Below are 16,909 nucleotides of genomic sequence, written 5' to 3'. Positions count from 1 at the left end.
AACGCCCGGTCCCATACCGAACCCGGAAGCTCAGCCCTTCAGCGCCGATGGTACTGCCCTGGAGACGGGGTGGGAGAGTAGGACGCCGCCGGACACCCTTCACAGCAGGCCCCCCACACCACACGGTGCGGGGGGCCTCGCTGCATTTCCCCACCGGAGCGCACGGTGGGCGGAACTATCATGTGGACACCAGGCCGCCGTCGACGGGTTCTCGCCGTGGCGCGGCCGATGACCAACCAGGCAGGGAGAGGCGGCACGGGTGAGGATCTCGGCGAAGGCGGACTATGCGGTCCGCGCGTCCGTGGAGCTCGCGGCCGCGACGGAGGGGCATCCCGTGTCGGCGGAGGCGCTCGCCTCGGCTCAGCAGGTCCCGCACCGGTTCCTCGAGGCGATCCTGCGCGACCTGCGGCGCGAGGGCATCGTGTCCAGCCGGCGTGGGGCGGGCGGCGGATACGTGCTGGCCCGGCCGGCGGACGAGATCTCCGTGGCCGATGTCGTCCGGGCCGTGGACGGCCCCCTCGTGTACGTGCGCGACCAGCGTCCTTCCGACCTGGACTACTCCGGCACCGCGGCGTCGCTGCTGCACGTCTGGGTGGCGCTGCGCGCGAACGTCCGTGCCGTGCTGGCGCGCGTGACGCTCGCCGACCTCGCATCGGGGACGGTCCCGGCCGAGGTGCGCCTGCTGGTAGATGACGACGAAGCATGGGAGAACCCCTGACGGGTCCCCCTGGCGGGGATGGTCCCGCGTCGGCGCGTCGTTAAAACCGACTAGTCCAATAGGGTATGTTGGGTAGCGATCGGTTCTCACCTCGGAGGCTCTCGTGCACACCCTCGTACTCCTCGCTCTCGTCGGACTGGGCGCACAGCTCGTCGACGGCAGCCTCGGCATGGCCTACGGCGTCACGTCCACCACCCTGCTCCTGATGATCGGCACGAACCCGGCGGCCGCCTCGGCCACGGTGCACCTCGCCGAGATCGGGACCACGCTGGCGTCCGGCGCGTCCCACTGGCGGTTCGGCAACGTCGACTGGCGGGTCGTGGCGCGCATCGGCGTCCCGGGCGCCGTCGGTGCGTTCGCCGGTGCCACCTTCCTGTCGTGGCTCTCGACGGAGATCGCCGGCCCGCTGATGTCCGTGCTGCTCCTGGGTCTGGGCCTCTACGTGCTGTTCCGGTTCACGTTCCGTGGTCTGCGCACCGACCGGCTCGGGCAGCCACTGCGTCGCCGCTTCCTCACGCCGCTCGGGCTGGTGGCCGGCTTCATGGATGCCACCGGTGGTGGTGGCTGGGGCCCTGTCGGTACCCCGGCGATCCTCGCCAGCGGGCGGCTCGAGCCGCGCAAGGTCATCGGGTCGATCGACACCAGCGAGTTCTTCGTCGCCGTGGCGGCGAGCCTCGGCTTCCTCGTCGGGCTCGGGACGTCCGGGATCGACGCGTCCTGGGCGGTCGCGCTCCTGATCGGTGGGCTCATCGCCGCACCGATCGCCGCGTGGATCGTGCGGTGGGTGCCACCGCGCGTCCTCGGGTCGGCCGTCGGAGGGGTCATCGTGCTGACGAACACCCGGACGCTGCTCGGGACGGACCTCGTCTCCGTGAGCGGCGGTGCCGCGACGGCGGTCTACGCCGTCGTGGTCGCTGTCTGGGCCGGCGCCGTCATCTACTCGGTCCGCGCGCACCGCGCCGAGCGGACGGCCCAGGCGTCCCGGACCGGTGACGAGGAGGTACGGGACCCGGCCTCGATCGGGTGATCTGCCGGGTGAAGCGGCCGTTCTCAGGTGGCAGTTCCGGGACCCGGGAGTACGGTGGGCGGCACACGAGTCCTGACCGGGTGCTCTGCCCGGACACCCGGGGAGATGTCATGAGCGGTCCGTCGTCGCACCGCACCGTCGGGGGCGCCGGCCTCGCCGGCGCCGCCGAGGCCCTGGCAGCCGGTGTCCAGCTCGTCGTCGGTCGCTACCGGGTCGAGCTCGACTCGGGCCGGACCTGGTGGTCCGACGAGGTGTACCGGATGCACGGCCGTGAGCCGGGCGAGATCGAGCCGAGCATGGAGGCACTGAGGTCCCGCACGCACCCGGACGATCGCGGGCGCGTGTCGCGAACTGCCGTGGTCGCGTTGCGTGCGGGCAGGCCGTTCAGCAGCGCCCACCGCATCGTCGATCCGCACGGCAAGGCGCGCACCGTCGTCGTGACCGGGCAGGCGCACGTCGGCGACGACGGCGAGATCACCCACGTCGCCGGCTACGTGCTGGACGTCAGCCCGGTCACCCGTGAGGCGCTCGACCGCGAGTCGCAGCGTGCCGTGGGCCGCGCCATGGTGTCGGCGGCCGCGGTCGAGCAGGCCAAGGGCGCCTTCATGGTGGTGCACGGCATGGCGGAGGCCGAGGCGGGGGACAAGGTCGGCGAGGTGGCCGCACGGGCGGGCATCCCGCTCCAGTCGGCCGCCGCGCAGATCGTCGCCGGGATGGCCGGCGCGGAGGGCAGCCCGGCCCAGCGGCTCGCGGCGGCGCTGGACGCCGTCCACACGGAGGACCGCCCCCGCGGGCACGAGGCGCAGCTGGCCCGCCGGCGGCAGCGGAGCCGCGGCTGAGGCGTGTGGCCGCAGGCTCTCAGGGACCTCTCTCAGACCACCGAGACGTGCTTGGCCCGCTTGTCCACGGCCTTGGTCACACCCTGCCGGGCGAGCCGGCGGGCGAGCACGGCGACCCCGCCCGTGACGGCGGCGAACGTGATCGCCTGCACGATCGGGATGTCGTCCGCGTCCAGGTCGATCGGGGCGTCGCTGCCCGTGGCCTTCTCCCAGATCACCTTGATGAGCTTCTGCGCGACCCAGCCGGCCGCGAACGTCGCCGCGACCGTCCCGATCTTGAGCCCCAGCGAGGGCTCGGACGGCTCGGAAAGCTGAGAGTGCTCCACGGATCCTCCAGTAGCAGACGGCGGCATCGGGCGGTCGCGAACGGTCCGCCCGACGGACGCCACCACCGTAGCGTGCGTGCGGTGTGTAGGCTCGGAGGGAACGACAGGGGAGCGCCACGAGCGCTGAGAGTGCGGATCTCCGCAGACCCTCGAACCTGATCCGGTTAGCACCGGTGGAGGAAGTCGGGCTTCTCGATCCCGTCGTCCGTTCCCACGGACGACGGCCCCCCTTCAGATCCGTCTGAGGAGGACGCATGACCATCCGTACCCGCCGCACCCTGGCGGCCCTCGCCGTCGTCGGGCTCGTGCCCGCGCTGGCCGCCTGCAGCGGCGACGACGCCCCGGGCGAGGCCGGCAGCACGCCGGTCCCGGCGGAGTCGTCGACCGGCGGCGAGCTGTCCGGCACCGTCACGCTGGTCACCCACGACTCCTTCGCGCTCAGCGACGGGCTGCTCGAGTCCTTCGAGGAGGGGTCCGGGCTGGAGGTCGAGCACGTCGCCGCCGGTGACGCGGGCGCGCTGGTCAACCAGCTCGTCCTCACGCAGGACAGCCCGCTCGGGGACGTGGTGTACGGGGTGGACAACACGTTCGCGTCGCGCGCCGTGGAGGCCGGGGTGTTCGAGCCCTACACGCCGGCAGACCTCGACCCGTCGGTGGGCACCCCGGTGGAGGAGGGGCTGGAGGGCCTGACCCCGATCGACCGGGGTGACGTCTGCCTCAACGTGGACACCGCCTGGTTCGAGGAGGAGGGCATCGAGCCCCCGAGCACCTTCGAGGACCTCACCCAGGAGACCTACGCCGACCTGACCGTGGTCACCAACCCGGCGACGTCGTCGCCCGGCTTCGCGTTCCTGCTGGCCACCATCAGCGCGTTCGGCGAGGACGGCTGGCAGGACTACTGGGCCGAGCTCGCGGACAACGGCCTGCGGGTGACGGACGGCTGGTCGGACGCCTACTACGTCGACTTCTCGGGTGCCGGCGAGGGTGGTGAGCGCCCGGTCGTGCTGTCGTACGCGACGTCGCCGGCCTTCACCGTCACCGAGGACGGCAGCGCGACCACCACCGCCGCGCTGCTGGACACCTGCTTCCGGCAGGTCGAGTACGCCGGCGTCCTCGCGGGCACCGACAACCCGGCCGGAGCCCGGGCCCTGGTGGACTTCCTGGCCTCGGAGCAGGTGCAGGCCGACATCCCGGCCAGCATGTACATGTATCCCGCCGACGAGAGCGTCGAGCTCCCCGCCGAGTGGGAGGAGTTCGCCCCGCTCGCCGAGGACCCCTACGAGGTCTCGGCGCAGGAGATCGCGGAGCACCGTGACGAGTGGATCCAGCAGTGGACGGCCACGGTCATCGGTTGAGCGTGAGCCTCCGGCGTCGGCCCCGGTGGGCGTGGCTGGGCTGGGGGGTCGCCGTCGGCGTCCCCCTGGTCTTCCTCGCCGTCTTCTTCGCCTGGCCGGTCGTCGCGCTGGTCGTCCAGGGCTTCTTCGCGGACGACGGCGGGGGCGGGCGCACGCTCGACCTCTCCGGCTTCGCGGAGGTCCTGAGCGAGCCGCGCACCTGGCGGGTGGTCGGCCAGACGCTCGCGCAGGCGTCGGCCGGGACGGTGCTCAGCGTGCTGCTCGGCCTCCCGGGCGCCTACCTGCTGTACCGGTGCCGGTTCCCCGGCCGGACGTTCCTGCGGGGCCTGGTGACGGTCCCGTTCGTGCTGCCGACCGTCGTCGTCGGCGTCGCGTTCCGCAACCTCTTCACCCCGTCCGGGCCGCTCGGGTGGCTCGGGTGGGAGGAGAGCTTCGCCGGGATCGTGGTCGCGCTGGTCTTCTTCAACTACTCGGTGGTGGTCCGCACGGTGGGCGGGCTGTGGGAGCGCCTGGACCCGCGCGCCGAGCAGGCCGCCCGGGCGCTGGGTGCCACGCCGTGGCGGGCCTTCCGCACGGTGACGCTGCCGGCGCTCGGCCCGGCGGTCGCCTCGGCGGCGTCGGTGGTCTTCCTGTTCTGCTCGACGGCGTTCGGCGTGGTCCTCGTGCTCGGCGGCATGCGCTACGGCACGATCGAGACGGAGATCTGGATCCGCACCACCCAGTTCCTCGACCTGCGGGCGGCCGCCGTCCTCAGCGTGCTGCAGCTCGTGGTCGTCGTGGCCGCGCTGCTCGTCAGCGCCCGCCTGCGCACGCGGCGCGAACGTGCTCTCCAGCTCACCGGTGAACGGTCGGGCGCCCATCCGCTGGACCTGCGCTCCGTCCGGGACGCGCTGCCGGCCGCGGTGACCGCCGTCGTCGTCGGCGGGCTCGTGGTGCTCCCGCTCGCGGGCCTCGTCCTGCGGTCGTTCCGGGGGCCCGACGGCGCCTGGTCGCTCGCGAACTATGCCGCGCTGGGGACCACGGGCGGGCGCAACGCGCTGACCGTGACCGTGTGGGAGGCGACGGCCAACTCGTTGCGGATCGCGGCGGTCGCCACGCTGATCGCCGTGGTGGTCGGCGGGCTCGTGGTGCTGGTCGTCTCGCGCCGACCCCGCTCGCACGGGCTGCGGCGGGCCGTCGGGGGCCTGGACGCGGTGTTCATGCTGCCGCTCGGCGTGTCGGCCGTGACGGTGGGGTTCGGGTTCCTGCTCACGCTCGACCGGCCGCTCGGCCTCGACGTCGACCTGCGCACGTCGGGGCTGCTGGTGCCGATCGCGCAGGCGGTCGTGGCGATCCCGCTCGTGGTCCGTACGATGCTGCCGGTGCTGCGGGCGATCGACCCGCGGCTGCGCGAGGCCGCGGCGGTGCTCGGGGCGCCCCCGGGCCGGGTGCTGGCCAGCGTGGACCTCGCGCTCGGAGCACGCTCGTTGGGGCTCGCCGTCGGGTTCGCCTTCGCGGTGTCGCTGGGGGAGTTCGGCGCCACGTCGTTCCTCGCCCGCCCGGACGCGGCGACCCTGCCGGTGGTGATCTACCGGCTCGTCGGGCAGCCCGGCGCGGAGAACTACGGGATGGCGCTCGCGGCGTCGGTGGTGCTCGCGGTGCTCACCGCGACCGTCATGATGGTGGCCGAACGCATGCGCGGCGACAGCGGCGGAGGGGAGTTCTGATGGCGGGCCGTCGAGAGCCGGGTACCGGGCTGTCCGTGCGCGACGTCGTAGTGCGCTACGGGCAGCGGCGCGGGCACGCGGGCACGACGGCGGTCGACGGCGTCTCGCTCGACGTCGCGGCCGGCGAGGTGCTGGCGCTGCTCGGGCCGAGCGGGTGCGGCAAGTCCTCCCTGCTGCGGGCGGTGGCCGGCCTCGAGCCGGTGGCCGCCGGCACCGTGGCGTTCGACGGTGCCGACCTGGCCGGCGTGCCCGTGCACCGGCGAGGCTTCGGCCTGCTGTTCCAGGAGGGCCAGCTCTTCCCGCACCGCGACGTCGCCGGGAACGTGGCTTACGGGCTCGCGGACCGGCCGCGGGCGGAGCGGGCCGAGCGGGTGGCCGAGCTCCTGGCGCTGGTGGGCCTCGACGGGTTCGGGGCCCGCCAGGTGGCCGAGCTGTCCGGCGGCGAGAAGCAGCGGGTGGCGCTCGCGCGGGCCCTCGCGCCGCGGCCCCGGCTGCTGCTCCTCGACGAGCCGCTCTCCGCCCTGGACCGCGGCCTGCGCGAACGGCTGGCCGTGGAGATCCGCGCGGTGCTGCACGCGACCCGCACCACGGCCGTGTTCGTCACCCACGACCACGACGAGGCCTTCACGGTGGCTGACCGGGTCGCCGTGATGTCGGCCGGCCGGCTCGCCCAGGTCGCGGCGCCGGAGGAGCTGTGGCGTGCCCCCGCGACGCGCCAGGTCGCGGAGTTCCTCGGGTACCAGACGTTCCTGCCGCACGACGACGGGCTGCTCGCCGTCGGGCCGGCGGGCCTGCGGGTGGTCGACGGCGCCTCCGGCGCAGCCACGGGCGGTGAGGTCCGGCACGGCGTCGTCGTCGCCACCACGTTCCGCCGCGGTCGCACGGAGGTCACCGTGGACGCGGACCTGGGTGCGGGCGAAGAACGGCTCGTCGCCCTGGCCGACGGCGGCGTGCCCGCGGTCGACGACAAGGTGGGCGTGGTGCTGGACCCCCGCGGCTGCGCCGTCGTCCCGGGACAGCACCGCTAGTCACCCCCGCGGGCGGCCCGTCGGCGGGCCGACGGCCCCGCCCCCGGCGTCGTGCACGAGCAGCGCCACCTGCGTGCGGTTCTCCAGGCCGAGCTTGTCCAGGAGCTGGGAGACGTGCGCCTTGACCGTCGGCACGCTCAGGTAGAGGCGGGCGGCGATCTCGGCGTTGGAGGCACCGCGGCCGAGCTCCGCGGCCACGTCGCGCTCGCGGGCCGTCAGGACGTCCAGGGCCGCCCGCGCCCGCTCCTGCGCACCACCCGCGCTCGCGACGGTCGCCATGAGCCGCCGGGCGACGTCGGGCGCCAGCACGGGCTCGCCGGCCGCGGCCGAGCGGACCGCGGCGGCGATCCGTGCCGGCGGCATGTCCTTGAGGAGGTAGCCGGCGGCTCCGGCGTGCAGCGCGCCCCCGACCTCCTCGGCGCTGTCGAACGTCGTGAGGACGACGACGGCGGGTGGCGCGGGACGCGCGCGCACCGCACGGGTCGCGGCGATGCCCCCGACACCGGGCATCCGCAGGTCCATGAGGACGACGTCCGTGGGGTGGGCGTCCAGCACCCCGGGCACCTCGCCGCCGTCGGAGGCCTCGGCCACCACGCGGATGCCGTCGGCACCGTCGAGCATGAGGCGCAGGCCGGCACGCACCAGCGCGTCGTCGTCGACGAGCACGACGCGCACCCCGGGCTGCAGCGGTTCGGTCATCGCTCCCACGGTAGCCAGGCCTCGAGCACGAAGCCTCCGCCGGCACGCGCTCCGGCGTCCAGCCGGCCGTCGAGGAGCGTCACCCGCTCGCGCAGGCCCACGATCCCCGTGCCGCTGCCCGGGCCGATCCCGGTGCCGCTGCGCGGCCGGACGCCGGGCGTGCCCGGGCCCGCGCCGTCGTCGGTCACCCGGACGCGCGCCGCGCCGTCAGCGAGCTCCAGGTCCACCCGGACGGCCGCACTCGGCGCGTGCCGCCGGGCGTTGGTGAGCCCCTCCTGGACCACGCGGAAGACGGTTCGCCGCACGCCCGGTGGCACCTGGTCGGCGACGTCGGTCGGGGGCGCGTCGTAGGCGACGTCGCTGCCTGCTGACCTCGCCTCCTCGACGAGGCGGGCGACGTCGGCGAGCGTGGGTGCGTGGCCGAGGTCCTGCGGGTCCGCGCGCAGCAGCCGGATCACCTGACGGAGGTCCTCGAGGGCGTCGCTGACGCCGGAGCGCACGCGGCCGGCCGCCGCGGCCAGGGCGACCGGGTCGGCGTCGGGCCGGTACTCCAGCGCCCCGGCGGTCGCGGCGAGGAGGGAGAGCCGGTGGGCGAGGGTGTCGTGCATCTCGCGGGCGATCCGGGTGCGCTCGGCCGTGCGGGCCTCGGTCACGCGCTGCTCCTGCTCGGCCTCGGCGCGCCGGGCGCGGTCGCGCAACGACCACAGCACCAGCGCGCGTTCCTGCCAGAACGCGCCCCAGCCGAGCAGCGCCGCATGCACCGCGACGTCGCACAGCAGCCACCACTCGAGCGGCAGGGGGACGGGGTGCCACAGCGCCTGCACGGCGTGCCCGAGCGCTCCCGCGACCGCCACGGGCAGCGCGGTGCGGAGCGGGCGGCTGCGCGCCACCTGCAGCGTGGCGGCCGTGGCGGCGGGTGTCGCGGCCGGCGAGAGAGCGGCCAGGACGGCGAGGCCGAGGGCCGCCGCGACGGCGTGCCGGGTGAACAGCAGCCCGCAGAGGCCCAGGGCCGCCAGCCCGACCGCGACGTCGAGGAGCAGGCCGTCGGGCGCGTCGAGGTGCGCGGTCACGACCACCAGCACGGTCAGCGCGGCGATCGCCAGCCAGGCGCCGGCGAGCAGGCGGCTCGGGACGGTCGGGACGTGCATGGCGGGAACGCTACGGCGGTCCACCGGGTCGCGACACCGACGAAGGTCGGGGGTCGCCCCGGCGGTGGTCGGGGTGCCCGACGACGGAGGTCGGGGCCGGCATGTTCCTCCGGCCGGGGCGCGGGTGGCCTCGTCGCTCGCAGGCTGGGTCCCGACAGTGACCAGGGACGCGCCGGGACGGCCGGCGGGAGGAGACACGATGACCATGGATCAGCAGGCAGGGCGGACGACACCGCGAGGGTCCGGGGCAGGGCCGTCCGGGCGAGGGGGGATGTTCCGCCGTCGGACGCCGGCGTGGGGCGTCCCGCCGCTGGCCGCGGTGGTGGCGGCCGTGGTGTGGGCGGTGGCGACCGCGAGCGGCGCGGAGCTGACGGCCCGGACCGGTGGTGGCCTGCGGGAGGTGGGGCTGGTCGACGTCGTCGTGGCCGGGCTGGTGGTCGGCCTGCTCGGCTGGGCCGCGCGGGCGCTGCTGCGGCGCACGACCGGTGACGGCGAGCGGACGTGGCTCGTGCTGTGCGGTGCGGTGCTGCTCGTCTCGCTGGCCGGCCCGCTGGGTGCGGCGACGCAGGAGGCGGCGGGGTTCCTCGTGGCGGAGCACGTCGCCGTCGGCGCGACGATCGCCCTCGGCCTCCGGCGAGAGGTCAGGCGAACGCCGCGCGGGCGTGGTGCATGAGCAGCAGCAGGGGATCGCGGCGCGCCACGAACGCGTCGTCGGGCACCAGGCCGAGGCCGTGGCGGCGGTGCAGCATGGCCAGCTCGGTGGCGGCCTGCTGGTAGTCCGCCAGGGCACGGGCGGGACCCCGCCCGCGGGTGGCCCGCGTCCGTTCGCGGGCGCGCTGGCGGCGGTGCAGCGAGGACAGCATCCAGACGTCGGCCGGCGTCACCACGCCGACCTCCTGGTACTGCGGCAGGTGGGTCTGGATCAGTGCGACGATGCGCTGCCGGTCACGGTGCAGCACGACCGCGAGGGCGACCAGCACGCCGACGCCGGCGAGGTAGGCCGCTCCGAGGCCCGCCAGCCCGAGCGCCGACGACGCGTTCCACGCCGCGTGCAGGGCGACGGCGCCCGCCAGCCCGGCGAGCACGGGCAGCGCCCGGCTCCGGCCGGGGCCGCGCAGGGCCGCCGCGGCGACGCCGATCCCCGTCAGCGACGTGCACAGCGGGTGCAGGAGCGGCGAGACGATCCCCCGGACGGTGAAGGTCAGCGCCAGCGTGCCGGGCGGGGCGAACGCGTAGTAGCTGATGTTCTCCACGACGGCGAACCCGAGCGCCACCATCGAGCCGTAGATGATGCCGTCGGTCGGCCCGTTGAGCTCGCTGCGGCGGAACCACAGCAGCCCCACGAGCACCGCCCCCTTGAGGACCTCCTCGACCACCGGTGCCGTGATCGCCGCCATGGCGTACGTCCCGAGCTCGCTGCCGAGCATCGGGGCCCACACCAGGTCCAGCCCCGCGGTGTTGAGGAGCATGGCCAGCAGCACCGCCACACCGGCACCCCAGCCGAAGGCGGCGACCAGGGCGTCCGGCGGCTCCGGCTCCAGCCGGTCGAGCGCCAGGATCCCCGCGAGGAGCAGGGGCAGCGGGACGAGCGCGAGCACGACGGCCGCCGGGACCCCCGTGGCGCCGTCGTGCAGCATGATCGTCAGGGCGACGACCAGGCACAACGACGACACGGCGATCGTGACGACCGTGCCCGCCGACGGGCGGGCGGTCGGTCGCCCGGCCAGGATGGCCCGCGGATCGAGTGGAGGCATGGCCCAGACCCTACTGAGGGCTCGGCCCGGCCCGTCCCGGCCGCCCGCGGCCTCAGGCCCGCTGCTCCCGGTAGTAGCGGATCAGCGCGGCGGTCGAGGCGTCCTGGTCGGCCAGCGTGGCGTCGTCGCCCGAGACGGCCGGGGCGATCTCCAGGGCGAGCTTCTTGCCGAGCTCCACACCCCACTGGTCGAACGAGTCGATGCCCCACACGACGCCCTGGACGAACGTGATGTGCTCGTAGAGCGCGACGAGCTGGCCGAGCACGGACGGGGTGAGGGCGGGGGCCATGATCGAGGTGGTCGGGCGGTTGCCGGAGAACACGCGGGCCGGGACGATCGCCTCGTCCGTGCCCTCGGCGCGGACCTCGTCGGCCGTCTTGCCGAACGCCAGCGCCTTGGTCTGGGCGAAGAAGTTGGCGAGGAACAGCTCGTGGACGTCGGCGCCGGGCTGCACCGCCTTCCCGTCGCCCTGCGGGTCGGTGAGGGGGTACGCGGGCGTCGCGAACGCGATGAAGTCCGCGGGGATGGTGCGGGTGCCCTGGTGGATGAGCTGGTAGAACGCGTGCTGGCCGTTGGTGCCGGGCTCGCCCCAGAAGATCTCGCCGGTCTGGGTGGTCACGGGAGAGCCGTCCCAGCGCACCGACTTGCCGTTCGACTCCATGGTGAGCTGCTGCAGGTACGCGGGGAAGCGGTGGAGCTGCTGGGCGTACGGCAGCACGGCGTGGGTGTGCGCGTCGAGGAAGTTCGTGTACCAGACGTTCAGCAGACCCATCAGCGCGGGGACGTTGCGCTCGAGCGGCGCGGTGCGGAAGTGCTCGTCCATCGTGCGGAACCCGGCGAGCAGCTCGCGGAACCGATCCGGGCCGAACGCGATCGCCAACGAGAGGCCGATCGCCGAGTCGACCGAGTAGCGGCCGCCCACCCAGTCCCAGAACCCGAAGGCGTTGTCCGGGTCGATGCCGAACGCCGCGACCTTGTCGAGCGCCGTCGACACGGCCACGAAGTGCTGCCCGACGGCGGCCTGCCGCGCGGCGTCGGTGTCCTCGATCGCGCCGGACGCGGCGAGCGCCTCCCACAGCCAGGCCCGGGCGAGGCGGGCGTTGGTGAGCGTCTCGAGCGTGCCGAAGGTCTTGGAGGCGACGATGAACAGCGTCGTCTCCGGGTCGAGCCCGGCGGTCTTCTGCGCGACGTCGGTGGGGTCGATGTTGGAGACGAACCGGGCCTCGAGGCCGTCGCGCAGGTACGGGCGCAGGGCCTCGTAGACCATGACCGGGCCGAGGTCCGAGCCGCCGATGCCGATGTTGACGATGGTCTCGACCGGCTTGCCGGTCACTCCCGTCCACTCGCCGGAGCGGACCTTGTCGGCGAACGCGCTCAGCCGGTCGAGCTCGCGGGCGACGTCGGCGTCCACGTCCTGGCCGTCGACGACGAGCGGCGGCCGGGTCCCCGGCGCGCGGCGCAGCGCGGTGTGCAGCACGGCGCGGTCCTCGGTGACGTTGATGTGCTCGCCGGTGAACATCGCCTCGACGCGGCCGGGCAGGTCCACCTCGCCGGCGAGCCGGACCAGCAGGTCGTACGTCTCGTCGGTGGCGAGGTTCTTGGACAGGTCGACGAACAGGTCGCCGGCCGTGTGGCTGTGGCGCTCGGCGCGCCCCGGGTCGGTGGCGAACCAGCCGCGCAGGTCCCCCCGGAAGTCACGGTGGTGCTGCAGGAGCTCGCCCCAGGCGGACGTGGTCGTGGCGTCGACAGGAGAGGTCGTCATGGTGCCTACGGTAGTGATCGCGGCGAGCGCGTGCGCGGCTGTCCGCGCGCGCCGCGTTCCGTGGCGGTTTGTCCCCCTGTGGCGGTCCCGGGTGCGCGGTGCCAGGATCGAAGCGCCGGGGACGGTCCCGGACACGTCGCACGGAGGAAGGACGCCACATGGCCACGTTCACGGTCTGGAAGTTCGACGACCCCGCGGGTGCCGGCAGGGCTGCCGACATCGTCAAGAACGCCGCGTCAGAAGGCCTGGTCACGCTCGTCGACTACGCCGTCGTCGAGTGGCCGGAGGGTGAGAAGCACCCGAAGACCCATGGCGTGAACGACGACGCCGCGAAGTCCGGCGGCTGGGGTGCGCTGTGGGGCCTGCTCATCGGCGCGCTCTTCTTCATCCCCGTCGTCGGTGCCGTCGCCGGCGCGGCGATCGGTGGCCTCAGCCGCGCCCTCTCGGACGTCGGGATCCGCAAGGAGGACCTCGAGAAGATCCGCGACGAGGTGGTCCCCGGGACGTCGGGCCTGTTCATCATCACCGAGCAGGGCGACGTGGACCGCTTCCGCGAGCGTCTGCACGGCATCAAGGCGACGCTGGTGAGCACCAACCTGTCGGACGCCGAGAGCCGTGAGCTCAAGGAGATGTTCGGCGGCTGAGCACCGGTGCTGCGCGCGGGGCCGTCCCGGCGGCCCGGAGCCCGCGCGCTCCGGGCCGATCGTGGTGAGGATGGGGTGATGGGAACCAGCAACCTCGAGCTCCTCACCGGCGACGACGCCACCGAGCTGCTCGCGACGGCCGTGTCCACCGCGGGCGGGGAGCTCGTGGACTGGTCGGTCCGCCAGGTGGACCACCGCCCGGGCCGTTCCACGACCGTCGCCTACCGGGCGCGGGTGCGCTGGGTGATCGGCGGCATGGAGCCGCAGGTGCGCACCGAGACCCTCGGTGCGTCCCTGGGGCGGCCGGGCGACCAGCACGTGCCCGGTGTGCTGACCCTGGACGACGGCGAGCACGCGGTCGCGGTGTGGCGGTTCCCCGGCGACCCGGGGCTGCCGGCGCTGGCCACCGCCTACGACGTCGAGGCGGTCGGCACGCTGCTCGGGGACCTGGGCGTGCCGGAGGTGGCGCGGGGGCCGGTGACGCTGCGGGTGCGCGCGTACCGGCCCACGCGCCGGGCGGTGATCGAGGCCAGCACGCCGGGCGCCCGGGTCTTCCTCAAGGTGGTGCGCCCCGAGAAGGGCGACGAGCTGTACGCGCGGCACGCGCTGCTGGCCGGCGCCGGCCTCCCGGTGCCGAAGCCGCTCGGCCGCAACACGGACGGGCTGCTGGTGATCGCCCCGCTGGCGGGGGAGTCGATGCGGCACGCCGTGCGCGACGGCGGGCCGGTCCCTGCGGCGGGCGACGTCGTCGACCTCCTGGAACAGCTGCCCGACGGCGTCACGGAGCTTCCCTACCGGGCCTCCTGGAGCGAGAACGCGGCCCACTACGCCTCGGTGATCGGGGCGGCGCTGCCCGCCGAGGCCGAGCGGGCGGCGCAGCTGGCCGCCGTGGTCGCCGGCCGCATCGCGGGCCAGCCGGCGTCGGAACCGACCCACGGCGACCTGTACGAGTCGCAGATCATGCTGGGCCGCGACGGGCGCATCACAGGTCTGCTCGACGTCGACTCCGCCGGGCCGGGCCGGCGCGCGGACGACCTGGCGTGCCTCGTCGCGCACGTCGAGACGCTCTCGCTGCTGCGCGGCTGGGACGCGGACCGCCTGCACGGGCTCGCGCTGGACTACGCGAAGGGGTTCGCCGACGTCGTCGACGCGGACGAGCTCTCGGCCCGCACGGCCGGGGTGCTGCTGTCCCTGGCGACGGGACCGCACCGCGTCCAGGAGGTGGACTGGCCCCGGCAGACCTCGCGGCGCCTCGACGCGGTGGAGCGCTGGCTCAGCGGGCGCCCTGCCTGAGCGTCAGCCCCCGACCGGGCCGGTGCTGCCGCGGACCACGAGGGACGTCGGCAGCCGCAGGTGCTGCTCGCGCGGCGAGCCCTCGAGGAGGTCGAGCACCATGCGCAGCGCCTCGGTGCCCATCTCGTGCAGCGGCTGCGACACGGTGGTGAGGGCGGGGGTGGTGGTCATGGACTCGGGCACGTTGTCGAACCCCACGACCGACAGGTCCTCGGGCACGCGCAGGCCGAGGTCGTGCGCGACCTCGACGACGTGGATCGCGGACTGGTCGTTCGCCGCGAAGACGGCGGTGGGACGCTCGCCGCGCGACGGCGCGAGCAGCTCGCGGGCCGGGGTGTCCGCGGTGTTGGGGCGGTAGCCGCCCACGCGGATGAGCGACTGGTCGACGGTGATCCCCGCGGCCTCGAGCGCCTGGCGGTAGCCGAGCTCGCGCAGCCGGGCGGACTCGAGGTCGGGGCGCCCGCCGAGGTGGGCGATGCGGCGGTGCCCGAGCGCGAGCAGGTGCTCGACGGCCTCGCGCGCACCCGTGGTGTTGTCCGAGTCGACGGTGTGCGTGCCCTCGGGCCCGGTGTGCGGGTCGATCGCCACCACCGGGATGCCGTTGGCCTCGGAGAGCACCATGGTGGGGGTGACGACGATCGCGGCGTCGATGAGGGTGCCCGCGAGCCGGGAGAGCGACCGGCGCTCCCACCCCGTGATGGCTCCGCCGTCGGTGCCGCCGGAGTAGGCGAGCAGCTCGTACCCGGTGCCGTCGACGGCGGACGAGATGCCCTTGAGCAGCTCGGTGGAGTAGGGCTCGAACTCGGCCACCAGGACCCCGACGACGTTGGTCGACTGCCGGCGCAGGCTGCGGGCGACCAGCGAGGACTCGTAGCCGAGGTCGGCGACGACCCCGAGGACCCGCTCGGCCGTCGACGGCGAGACGCCGTAGCGGTGGTTGACGACCTTGGAGACCGTGGCGACGGAGACGCCCGCGACCCGCGCGACGTCGGAGATCGTCACGCGACCCACGATGGGTCCGGACTGGGTTCCCGCGGGCGGCGGGTCGGCGGCGGTGCTCACAGGACGACAGTATCCGGCACCGAGGACCCGCGGCGCACGTCGCCAGGCCGTGGCCGGGCCGTGTCGAAACCGTTATCGAAAACGATTGACGGTTTCGCGGGTGGCCTGCCAAGGTAGAGATCGGACGGGCTGCCGCAGCGCCGAGTGCACCTGCCGACCGCCCGTAGCCGCACCACCGAAGCACCACTGTCGACGACGACCAAGGGGTTCCACGATGACGAGGAAGATGCGAGGCGCGACCGCCGTCGCGCTCGGGGCGACCGTCGCTCTGCTGGCAGGCGCCTGCGCCGGTCAGGGGACGGCCGACCAGGAGACGACGGACGGCGAGTCCACCACCGCCGAGGGTGGCGACGCCACCGTCGAGTGGTGGCACAACTCGAACACCGGCGAGGGCAAGGAGTACTACGACCAGGTCGCCGCCGACTTCGAGGAGGCCAACCCGGGCGTGACGGTCCAGGTCGAGGCCATGCAGCACGAGGACATGCTCACCAAGCTCCAGGCCGCCATGCAGGCCGGCTCGGGCATCCCCGACGTCTTCATGAGCCGCGGTGGTGGCGAGCTGCAGAACGACGTCGACGCCGGGCTCCTGCGCGACCTCACCGAGGACGCGTCGGACACCGTCGAGACGATCTCCGCGTTCACCGGCCAGTACACGGTGGACGACAGCGTCTACGCGCTGCCGTTCTCCATGGGCCTCGTGGGCTTCTGGTACAACAAGGACCTCTTCGAGCAGGCCGGGATCGACGACGTCTCGGACAGCCCGACGATCGACGAGTTCTACGGCTACATCGACCAGCTGAAGGCCGCCGGGGTCGACCCGCTGTCCGTCGGCGCCGGTGACAAGTGGCCCGCCGCGCACTACTGGTACTACGGCGTCGTCCGTGAGTGCGAGTTCGAGACCGTCGAGGCCGCCATCGAGTCGGGCGACTACTCCGACGAGTGCTTCGTCAAGGCCGGCGAGGACGTGCAGGAGATCCTCGCCAAGGAGCCGTTCAACCCCGGCTTCCTGGCCACGGGAGCGCAGGAGGGCCCGACGTCGGCCTCCGGTCTGCTGGCCAGCGAGCGCGTCGGCATGGAGCTCGCCGGCCACTGGGAGCCCGGCGTCGTGGGCGGTCTGCGCGAGGACGAGAAGGTGCCGGACTGGCTCGGCTGGTTCGCCTTCCCGACGTTCGAAGGCCAGGCCGGCGACCCCAGCGACCAGATGGGCGGCGGCGACGCCTGGGCGGTGTCCAACGACGCCCCGGACGCGGCCGTCGACTTCGCCGAGTACCTGCTGTCCGACGAGGTCCAGACCGGGTTCGCCGAGCTCGACATGGGCCTGCCGACCAACCCGGCCGCGACCGGCTCGGTGGCCAACGAGACGCTGGCCCAGCTCATCCCCGTCCGCGACGGCGGTGGCGAGACCCAGCTCTACCTGGACACCCGCCTGGGTCAGTCCGTCGGTAACGCGATGAACGACGAGATCGCCCTGATGTTCGCCGGTGAGGCGACCCCGCAGGACATCGTCGCCGCCATCGAAGAAGCCGCGGCAGCGCAGGGGTGACCGAG

The 16,909-nt window shown here is 74.1% G+C and carries 16 protein-coding genes, 1 rRNA gene and 1 riboswitch; of the genes, 11 read left to right on the top strand and 6 right to left on the bottom strand.

Annotated elements, in window-relative coordinates:
* From rrf to BCL65_RS16865, 4 genes are all read left to right on the top strand, one after another.
* A 5S ribosomal RNA gene (gene rrf / locus BCL65_RS16880) occupies positions 1 to 94 on the top strand; the annotation flags it as partial.
* A 165-nt stretch (positions 95 to 259) separates the two neighbouring features.
* A complete protein-coding gene (locus BCL65_RS16875; RefSeq protein WP_106269681.1) occupies positions 260 to 718 on the top strand; it encodes an RrF2 family transcriptional regulator in 459 nt (152 codons plus the stop codon).
* A gap of 103 nt (positions 719 to 821) precedes the next feature.
* Positions 822 to 1,745 (top strand): sulfite exporter TauE/SafE family protein, encoded by a 924-nt coding sequence (locus tag BCL65_RS16870; protein WP_106269680.1) that lies wholly within the window; start codon positions 822 to 824, stop codon positions 1,743 to 1,745.
* A 110-nt stretch (positions 1,746 to 1,855) separates the two neighbouring features.
* The gene (locus BCL65_RS16865) at positions 1,856 to 2,584 is read left to right on the top strand and encodes a PAS and ANTAR domain-containing protein (protein WP_106269679.1); all 729 of its coding nucleotides are present in this window, start codon (positions 1,856 to 1,858) and stop codon (positions 2,582 to 2,584) included.
* 32 nt (positions 2,585 to 2,616) lie between these two features.
* Here BCL65_RS16865 and BCL65_RS16860 read toward each other — a convergent pair whose 3' ends face one another.
* On the bottom strand, positions 2,617 to 2,910 hold the full coding sequence (locus BCL65_RS16860) for a DUF4235 domain-containing protein (RefSeq protein WP_243401136.1): 294 nt from the start codon (positions 2,908 to 2,910) through the stop codon (positions 2,617 to 2,619).
* Positions 2,911 to 3,005: 95 nt separating this feature from the next.
* A riboswitch (TPP riboswitch) is annotated at positions 3,006 to 3,109 on the top strand.
* A 55-nt stretch (positions 3,110 to 3,164) separates the two neighbouring features.
* On the opposite strand from BCL65_RS16860, the gene BCL65_RS16855 reads away from it, so the two are divergent.
* From BCL65_RS16855 to BCL65_RS16845, 3 genes are read left to right on the top strand one after another with little or no spacing between them, the layout of a single operon-like run.
* Positions 3,165 to 4,265, top strand: coding sequence for a thiamine ABC transporter substrate-binding protein (locus tag BCL65_RS16855; protein ID WP_106269678.1), 1,101 nt, complete (start codon positions 3,165 to 3,167; stop codon positions 4,263 to 4,265).
* On the top strand, positions 4,262 to 5,971 hold the full coding sequence (locus tag BCL65_RS16850) for an ABC transporter permease (protein WP_106269688.1): 1,710 nt from the start codon (positions 4,262 to 4,264) through the stop codon (positions 5,969 to 5,971). The genes BCL65_RS16855 and BCL65_RS16850 overlap by 4 nt, the downstream gene beginning before the upstream one ends.
* Positions 5,971 to 6,999, top strand: a complete 1,029-nt coding sequence (locus BCL65_RS16845; protein WP_106269677.1) for an ABC transporter ATP-binding protein — start codon at positions 5,971 to 5,973, stop codon at positions 6,997 to 6,999. The genes BCL65_RS16850 and BCL65_RS16845 overlap by 1 nt, the downstream gene beginning before the upstream one ends.
* Here BCL65_RS16845 and BCL65_RS16840 read toward each other — a convergent pair whose 3' ends face one another.
* Entirely contained in the window at positions 7,000 to 7,698 is a 699-nt protein-coding gene (locus BCL65_RS16840) for a response regulator transcription factor (RefSeq protein WP_106269676.1), read from the bottom strand.
* Positions 7,695 to 8,846, bottom strand: coding sequence for a sensor histidine kinase (locus tag BCL65_RS16835; protein ID WP_106269675.1), 1,152 nt, complete (start codon positions 8,844 to 8,846; stop codon positions 7,695 to 7,697). The genes BCL65_RS16840 and BCL65_RS16835 overlap by 4 nt, the downstream gene beginning before the upstream one ends.
* 271 nt (positions 8,847 to 9,117) lie before the next feature.
* On the opposite strand from BCL65_RS16835, the gene BCL65_RS16830 reads away from it, so the two are divergent.
* Entirely contained in the window at positions 9,118 to 9,519 is a 402-nt protein-coding gene (locus tag BCL65_RS16830) for a DUF6069 family protein (RefSeq protein WP_106269674.1), read from the top strand.
* On the opposite strand, the gene BCL65_RS16825 is transcribed toward BCL65_RS16830, so the two are convergent.
* Entirely contained in the window at positions 9,488 to 10,600 is a 1,113-nt protein-coding gene (locus tag BCL65_RS16825) for a PrsW family intramembrane metalloprotease (protein ID WP_106269673.1), read from the bottom strand. The two genes, BCL65_RS16830 and BCL65_RS16825, sit on opposite strands and share 32 nt — an antisense overlap.
* A 52-nt stretch (positions 10,601 to 10,652) precedes the next feature.
* On the bottom strand, positions 10,653 to 12,362 hold the full coding sequence (pgi, locus tag BCL65_RS16820; RefSeq protein ID WP_106269672.1) for a glucose-6-phosphate isomerase: 1,710 nt from the start codon (positions 12,360 to 12,362) through the stop codon (positions 10,653 to 10,655).
* 158 nt (positions 12,363 to 12,520) lie between these two features.
* Between pgi and BCL65_RS16815 the strand changes: the two genes are divergently transcribed.
* Complete coding sequence (locus BCL65_RS16815; RefSeq protein WP_106269671.1) at positions 12,521 to 13,006, top strand: DUF1269 domain-containing protein; 486 nt, start codon at positions 12,521 to 12,523, stop codon at positions 13,004 to 13,006.
* A gap of 78 nt (positions 13,007 to 13,084) precedes the next feature.
* Positions 13,085 to 14,299, top strand: a complete 1,215-nt coding sequence (locus tag BCL65_RS16810) for a phosphotransferase (protein WP_106269670.1) — start codon at positions 13,085 to 13,087, stop codon at positions 14,297 to 14,299.
* A gap of 3 nt (positions 14,300 to 14,302) precedes the next feature.
* Here the strand turns inward: BCL65_RS16810 and BCL65_RS16805 are convergent, their stop codons facing one another.
* Entirely contained in the window at positions 14,303 to 15,361 is a 1,059-nt protein-coding gene (locus BCL65_RS16805) for a LacI family DNA-binding transcriptional regulator (protein ID WP_243401135.1), read from the bottom strand.
* 214 nt (positions 15,362 to 15,575) lie between these two features.
* Between BCL65_RS16805 and BCL65_RS16800 the strand changes: the two genes are divergently transcribed.
* Entirely contained in the window at positions 15,576 to 16,904 is a 1,329-nt protein-coding gene (locus BCL65_RS16800) for an ABC transporter substrate-binding protein (RefSeq protein ID WP_106269669.1), read from the top strand.
* Positions 16,905 to 16,909 lie beyond the last annotated feature (5 nt).

The organism is Isoptericola halotolerans, assembly GCF_003003075.1.
Taxonomy (GTDB): Bacteria; Actinomycetota; Actinomycetes; order Actinomycetales; family Cellulomonadaceae; genus Isoptericola; species Isoptericola halotolerans_A.
This window is presented reverse-complemented; position numbering and strand designations above follow the sequence as displayed.